The sequence below is a fragment of the Phenylobacterium sp. genome (genome assembly GCF_031412415.1).
In the GTDB taxonomy this organism is placed as follows: Bacteria; Pseudomonadota; Alphaproteobacteria; order Caulobacterales; family Caulobacteraceae; genus Phenylobacterium.
In genome coordinates, this window is sequence record NZ_JANOCX010000304.1 from 1 (window position 1) to 5,989 (window position 5,989).

The window sequence follows — 5,989 nt, forward strand, 5'->3', positions numbered from 1 at the left end:
TCCTCAAGCACCGCGGCGCGGCCTTCGCCACCACAAGGCCGGGCATCCTGATCTTCCGCTCGGCGGCGGGCACGGTGGGGATGATCCTGTCCTTCTACGCCTTCCAGAAGATGCCGCTGGCCGACGCCAACGCCCTGTCCTTCACCCGCACTCTTTGGCTGGTGCCGCTGGCCGCCTTCGTGGTGCGCGAGACCGTCGGCCCGCTGCGGATCGGGGCGGCGGTGGTCGGGTTCCTGGGCGTTCTGGTCATGCTGCGGCCCGGGGTCGACGGGTTCGCCATCGGCCTGCCGGCCCTGGCCATGCTGGCCTCGTCCTTCCTGTTCGCCCTGACCATCACCGGAATGAAGGTGATGACGCGGGACCATTCACCCATCGTCCTGCTGGTCTGGTCGGCGACGCTGGGGCTGGTGCTTGGTATCCCCGGGGCGATCTTCACCTGGCGCTGGCCAGAGCCCGCGGACCTCGCCCTGCTGGGGGCCATGGGGGTGCTGGGGACCATCACCCAGGGCTGCTACATCAAGGGCATGTCCATCGGCGACGCCGGGGCCATGGCGCCCATCGACTATATCCGCCTGGTGTTCACGGTGATCGTCGGCTTCGCGCTGTTCCACGAGATTCCGACCGTCTGGACCATCGCCGGCGCCGGACTGGTCGTCGCCTCGACCCTGTTCATCACCTGGCGCGAGCACCAGATCAGCAAGGCCGCCGCGGCCGTGACCGCCCGGGCGGCCGAACCGCTCTAGTCGTCGTCGCGCTTCATCTGGTCGAGTAGGTCCTGGGCGGCGTCGCGGTGGCGGGGCTTCAGGTTCTTGCCCACCAGCCCCATCAACAGGGCGAACACCGCCGCGTCGTCTGTGAAGCCCACGATCGCCAGGACGTCGGGAATGGCGTCGGCCGGCATGACGAAATAGGCGAGCCCCGCCATCATCATCGCCTTGGCCGTCCGTGGCGTGGCCGGATCCTTGGCGCAGAACCACACCGACAGCGCGTCGCCGGCGAACGGGATCTTGGCCGCCGTGCGCCGGATCTTGGGCCCGAAGCCCTTGGCCACGCGCTGCTCGTTCACCTGGACCACCGACGGGACCAGGGCGCGGGCGGGATCCAACGCCTGCTTCGGGTCGAAAGCCGCCCCGTTGACGTGGGGTGACGCTTTTGAGTCTGCGCTCATCGGGCTAAAGCCTCCGACATCAGTTTAGACGAGAACGGGAGCCAAGCGTCCATGAAACTCGATTCCTCCATCGCCGCGGTCGTGACCGGCGGCGCGTCGGGCCTCGGCAAAGCCACCGTGCGCCAACTCGCGGCCCACGGCGTCAAGGTCGCCATCTTCGACATGAACGAAGCCAAGGGCGAAGAAGTCGCAAAAGAAGTGGGCGGCGTCTTCTGCAAGTGCAACGTCACCTCCGACGACGACGTCGACGCGGCCTTCGCCAAGGCCCGCGCGGCCCATGGTCAGGAGCGTATCCTGGTCAACTGCGCCGGCACCGGCAACGCCGCCAAGACCGCCGGCCGCGACAAGGCCACCGGCGAGACCAAGCACTTCCCCCTCGACGCCTTCAACCTGATCATCCAGATCAATCTGGTCGGCACCTTCCGCTGCATCGCCAAGTCGGCGAAGGGCATGCTGGACCTGGAGCCCATCGACGGCGAACGCGGCGCCATCGTCAACACCGCCTCGGTGGCGGCCGAGGACGGCCAGATGGGCCAGGCGGCCTATTCCGCCTCCAAGGGCGGCGTGGTCGGCATGACCCTGCCCATCGCCCGCGACCTGGCCAGCGAAGGCATCCGGGTGAACACCATCCTGCCTGGCATCTTTGACACCCCGCTGATGCGCGGCGCGCCGGAAGCGGTGAAGCAGGCCCTGGCCAACTCCGTGCCCTTCCCCAAGCGCCTGGGCCACGCCGACGACTATGCGTCCCTGGCGCTGCAGATGATCACCAACGGCTATTTCAACGGCGAGGACGTCCGTCTGTACGGCGCGATCCGGATGGCGCCGCGCTAACACACGCCACGGACCGGCCCCGAGGCCGGTCCGCTCTTCTTCCATGGTCACGCTTTACCTGAGGCGCGTTTCGGCCTCCGTTACGCCCATGGGAGTTGGTGAGGGCGTGAGCGCGACATGATCGGACGTTGGGCGCGGCGATTCGCCACGGCGATCGAGCATCCGGTGGCGGCCTATGGCGCGGCCCTGGCCGCGGTGGCCGCCGCCGCGGGTTTCCGCGCGCTCGCAGGCCTTGTCCTGGCCGAGCCGCCGAACTTCATGGCCTTCTTTCCCGCGATCCTGTTCGCCACCCTAGTGGCGGGGATGCGTGGAGGGCTGATCGCCTCGGTCACCAGCGCGGCCCTTGTCTGGGCGGTCTGGATGCCCGTCCCCAACTATTCCCAGCTCGTCCTCTTCCTGATCACCACCCTGGTGATGGTGACCATCGCCAAGGCGATCCGCCTGGCCATCGTGCGGGGCGCGGCGGCGGAGGAGCGATTCCGAATCTTCCAGGAACACGGCCTGGACGCCTTCGTGATCCTGGAGGCGGTTCGCGAGCGCGGCGTGGTGGTCGACTTCGTCTGGGCCTACGCCAACCCGGCCGCCGAGAGGATGGCGCCTGCGGGTGTCGACGGCCTCGTCGGCCGGCGAGTCCGCGAGGTGTTTCCCGATGGCAATGGCGCGGAGACCGTCCGCCGCTTCATCGCCGTGATGGCTACCGGCGGCCCAGACGACATCGAGGTGCGCCGGATCATCGACGGCCAGGAGCGGTTCCTGCACTCCAGCGCGGTGAAGCTGGAGGGCGGCGTGGCCGTCTCCTTCCGAGATGTGACCCCGCAGCGAGAGGCCGAGACCGCCGCCGTCCGCGGGCGCGACCAATTCCGCAACATCGCCAACGCGGCGCCGGTTCTCATCTGGATGAGCGCGGCCACACAGACCGCGAGCTGGTTCAACAACACCTGGCTGGCGTTCACCGGTCGCACGCTCGAGGAGGAGATCGGCCGCGGCTGGCTGGAGAACGTCCATCCCGACGACCGCGAGCCCCTGCTGGCGGCCTATGCGCGGCACTTCGCCCATCGAGAGCCCGGCCGCATGGAGTACCGGCTCCGCCGCCATGACGGCGAGTATCGCTGGCTGGAGGAGACCGCGGCGCCCGCCTTCGACGAGGCTGGAGGCTTCCAGGGCTATGTCGGCTCCTGTGTCGACGTCACCGACCGGCGGATGGCGGAGACCGCGTTGCGCGCGGGCGAAGCGCGGATTCGCGCGCTGGTGGACAGCCTGCCACAGCTCCTGTGGTCGAACCGCGTCGACGGCTTCTGCGACTATCTCAGCCCTCAGTGGGTCAACTTCACCGGCGTGCCCGCCGACAAGCACAAGGGCGAGGGGTGGCTGGAAGCCGTGCATCCCCAGGATCGCGATCCCGTGCAACAGGCCTGGGAACAGGCGGTGAAGGGCGGTTTGCCCTTCGACGTGGAGTACCGGGTCCGCCGTCACGACGGAGTCTGGCGTTGGTTCAACGGCCGCGCCTCGGCAGTCCGTGAGGAAGACGGAACCATCCGCCGCTGGTTCGGGTCGTCCAGCGACATCACCGAGATCGTCGAGGCCCGCAGCGACCTGGAAGCCCGTGTCGCCGAGCGCACCCGGGAGCTGCAGGAGAGCCTGGAGGAACGCGCCCGCACTGAAGCCGCCCTGGCCCAGGCCCAGCGCCTTGAGACCGTGGGTCGCCTGACCGGCGGCGTCGCCCACGACTTCAACAACCTGCTCACCGTGGTGATCGGCGGCCTGGACCTGATCCTGCGCCACCCGGAGGACACCGCCCGCGTGCGCAAACTGGCCGAGGCCGCCCTGGCGGCGGGCCGACGGGGCGAGCGCCTGACCCGCCAATTGCTGGTCTTCTCCCGCCGTCAGGAGCTGAAGCTGGAGGTCATCGACCTCAACGAACTCATCGAACAGATCCAGCCCCTGGTGCGTCGCGCCATCGACGAGGGCGTGGCCCTCAGCCTGCGGCGCGCGCCCGGCGCGGGCATGAGCCGGCTGGACCCGGCGCAGTTCGAGGCCGCCCTGCTCAACCTCGTGGTCAACGCCGTCGACGCCACCGACGGTCGGCCGGGCGCGAGCGTGGAGATCGCCACGACCCCCGTTTCCCTAGGCGTCGGCGAGGTGGCTGGGGCGGACCCCGGAGACTACATCGCGGTGAGCGTCACCGACACGGGCGCGGGCATGTCGCCGGAAACCCTGGAGCGCGCCTTCGAGCCCTTCTTCACCACCAAGGAGGTCGGCAAGGGCACGGGGCTGGGGCTCGCCCAGGTCTATGGCTTCATCAAGCAGGTCGGCGGCGCGGTGACCATCGAGTCCCAGGCCGGCCAGGGGACGACCGTGATCCTCTACTTGCCGGCGGCCGAATCCGGCGCGCGGATCGAAACGATCGCCGACGTCTCGATCGAAGGCGCCTGGGCGGGCGGCGCGCGGGTGTTGCTCGTGGAGGACGACGCCGCGGTGCGCGCGGTCACCGAAGGGCTGCTCATCGACCTGGGTTGCCAGGTGACCAGCGAGCCCGACGGACCATCGGCGGTGGCCCGGCTCGGCGGACAGGAGCGGTTCGACCTGCTGATCTCCGACATCGTCATGCCGGGCGGCATGAGCGGCGCCGACCTGGCCCGGGTCGCGCGCACCGCCCATCCGGACCTGCCGATCATCCTGACCACCGGCTATGCGGGCGATCGCCTGGACGAGGCGCCGGACGCCTCATCCTGGCCGGTGCTGCGCAAACCTTTCCGCGCCGAGCAACTCGCCGCGGCGGTGCGCGGCGCCCTGGGCCAAAGGGTGGCGGTCTAACGCCGCTTTTTCAGCCCGCCCATCAGGCCTCGCATCAGTTCGCGGGCGATGGTGCTGCCGGCCTGGCGCAGAAGGGACTTGGCGAAGGCCTCGCCCATGCCTTGTCGGCTGGACGCGCGGGCTCTCGGCTGGGCGCGGCTCGCCGGCGCGTTGTCGCGGGTCTCGACCTCGCGCGCGGGCGCCTCGATGGCTTCGGCGGCCGCCGCGGCGCGATCTTTCAGGGTCTCGAAGGCGCTTTCGCGGTCCTTGGTGGTGTCATACAGGCCGCGCACCGGGCTCTGGCCCATGATCGACGCGCGCTCGGCCGGGGTGATGGGACCAAGGCGGGAGACCGGCGGCCGGATCAAGGTCTTTTGCACGACCGTGGGCGCACCGCGTTCGTCCAGCACCGAGACCAGGGCCTCGCCCACCCCCAGGCCCTGGATCGCCTCGGCGGTGTCGAAGGCGGGGTTTTCGCGGAAGCTCTGGGCGGCGGCGCGCAGGCCCTTCTGCTCGGTCGGCGTGTAGGCTCGCAGCGCATGCTGGATGCGGTTGCCGAGCTGGCCCAGCACCGTCTCGGGAATATCGGCCGGATTCTGGGTGACGAAATAGACGCCCACCCCCTTCGACCGGATCAGGCGGATCACCTGCTCCACCTTCTCCAGCAGCGGCTTGGGGGCGTCGCGGAACAGCAGGTGGGCTTCGTCGAAGAAGAAGGCCAGGCGGGGCTTCTCCGGGTCGCCAACCTCGGGCAGCTCCTCGAACAGCTCGCTCATCAGCCACAGCAGGAAGGTGGCGTAGAGCCTGGGGCTGGCGATCAGCTTGTTGGCCGCCAGGATGTTCACATAGCCGCGCCCGGCGCCGTCGGTGCGCATGATGTCGGAGAGCTGCAGGGCCGGTTCGCCGAACAGGCCCGCGCCTCCCTGGTCCTCCAGCATCAGCAGCTTGCGCTGAATGGTGGCCACGGTTGTCGGCGAGACATTGCCGTACTTGGCGCCCAGCGCCTTGGCGTTGTCGGAGGCGTAGGTGAGGGCGGCCTGCAGGTCCTTCATGTCCAGCAGCAGCAGGCCCTCGTCGTCGGCGGCGCGGAACACCACCGTGAGCACGCCTTCCTGGACATCGTTGAGCTCCAGCATCCGGGAGATCAGCAGCGGCCCCATCTCCGAGACCGTGGCGCGGATCGGGTGCCCCTGCTCG

Annotated in this window: 5 protein-coding genes; 3 read left to right on the forward strand and 2 right to left on the reverse strand. The window is 69.4% G+C overall.

Features of this window, described 5'->3' with window-relative positions:
• Positions 1–743: DMT family transporter (locus RMO04_RS14540; RefSeq protein WP_309645484.1), on the forward strand; the 743-nt coding region annotated here is incomplete at its 5' end.
• On the opposite strand, the gene RMO04_RS14545 is transcribed toward RMO04_RS14540, so the two are convergent.
• Positions 740–1,168 (reverse strand): YkvA family protein, encoded by a 429-nt coding sequence (locus RMO04_RS14545; RefSeq protein WP_309645485.1) that lies wholly within the window; start codon positions 1,166–1,168, stop codon positions 740–742. The genes RMO04_RS14540 and RMO04_RS14545 overlap by 4 nt on opposite strands.
• 51 nt (positions 1,169–1,219) lie before the next feature.
• On the opposite strand from RMO04_RS14545, the gene RMO04_RS14550 reads away from it, so the two are divergent.
• Positions 1,220–1,999 (forward strand): SDR family NAD(P)-dependent oxidoreductase, encoded by a 780-nt coding sequence (locus RMO04_RS14550; protein WP_309645486.1) that lies wholly within the window; start codon positions 1,220–1,222, stop codon positions 1,997–1,999.
• Between the two features lie 117 nt (positions 2,000–2,116).
• Positions 2,117–4,813, forward strand: a complete 2,697-nt coding sequence (locus RMO04_RS14555) for a PAS domain S-box protein (protein WP_309645487.1) — start codon at positions 2,117–2,119, stop codon at positions 4,811–4,813.
• On the opposite strand, the gene RMO04_RS14560 is transcribed toward RMO04_RS14555, so the two are convergent.
• Positions 4,810–5,989, reverse strand: a 1,180-nt coding sequence (locus RMO04_RS14560; RefSeq protein ID WP_309645488.1) for a helicase HerA-like domain-containing protein, incomplete at its 5' end; no start/stop codon positions are given. The two genes, RMO04_RS14555 and RMO04_RS14560, sit on opposite strands and share 4 nt — an antisense overlap.

Bases quoted from the DNA above. Each gene is read 5' to 3' on its own strand.
- RMO04_RS14545 (WP_309645485.1), bottom strand. From the start codon at position 1,168: ATGAGCGCAGACTCAAAAGCGTCACCCCACGTCAACGGGGCGGCTTTC.
- RMO04_RS14550 (WP_309645486.1), top strand. From the start codon at position 1,220: ATGAAACTCGATTCCTCCATCGCCGCGGTCGTGACCGGCGGCGCGTCG.
- RMO04_RS14555 (WP_309645487.1), top strand. From the start codon at position 2,117: ATGATCGGACGTTGGGCGCGGCGATTCGCCACGGCGATCGAGCATCCG.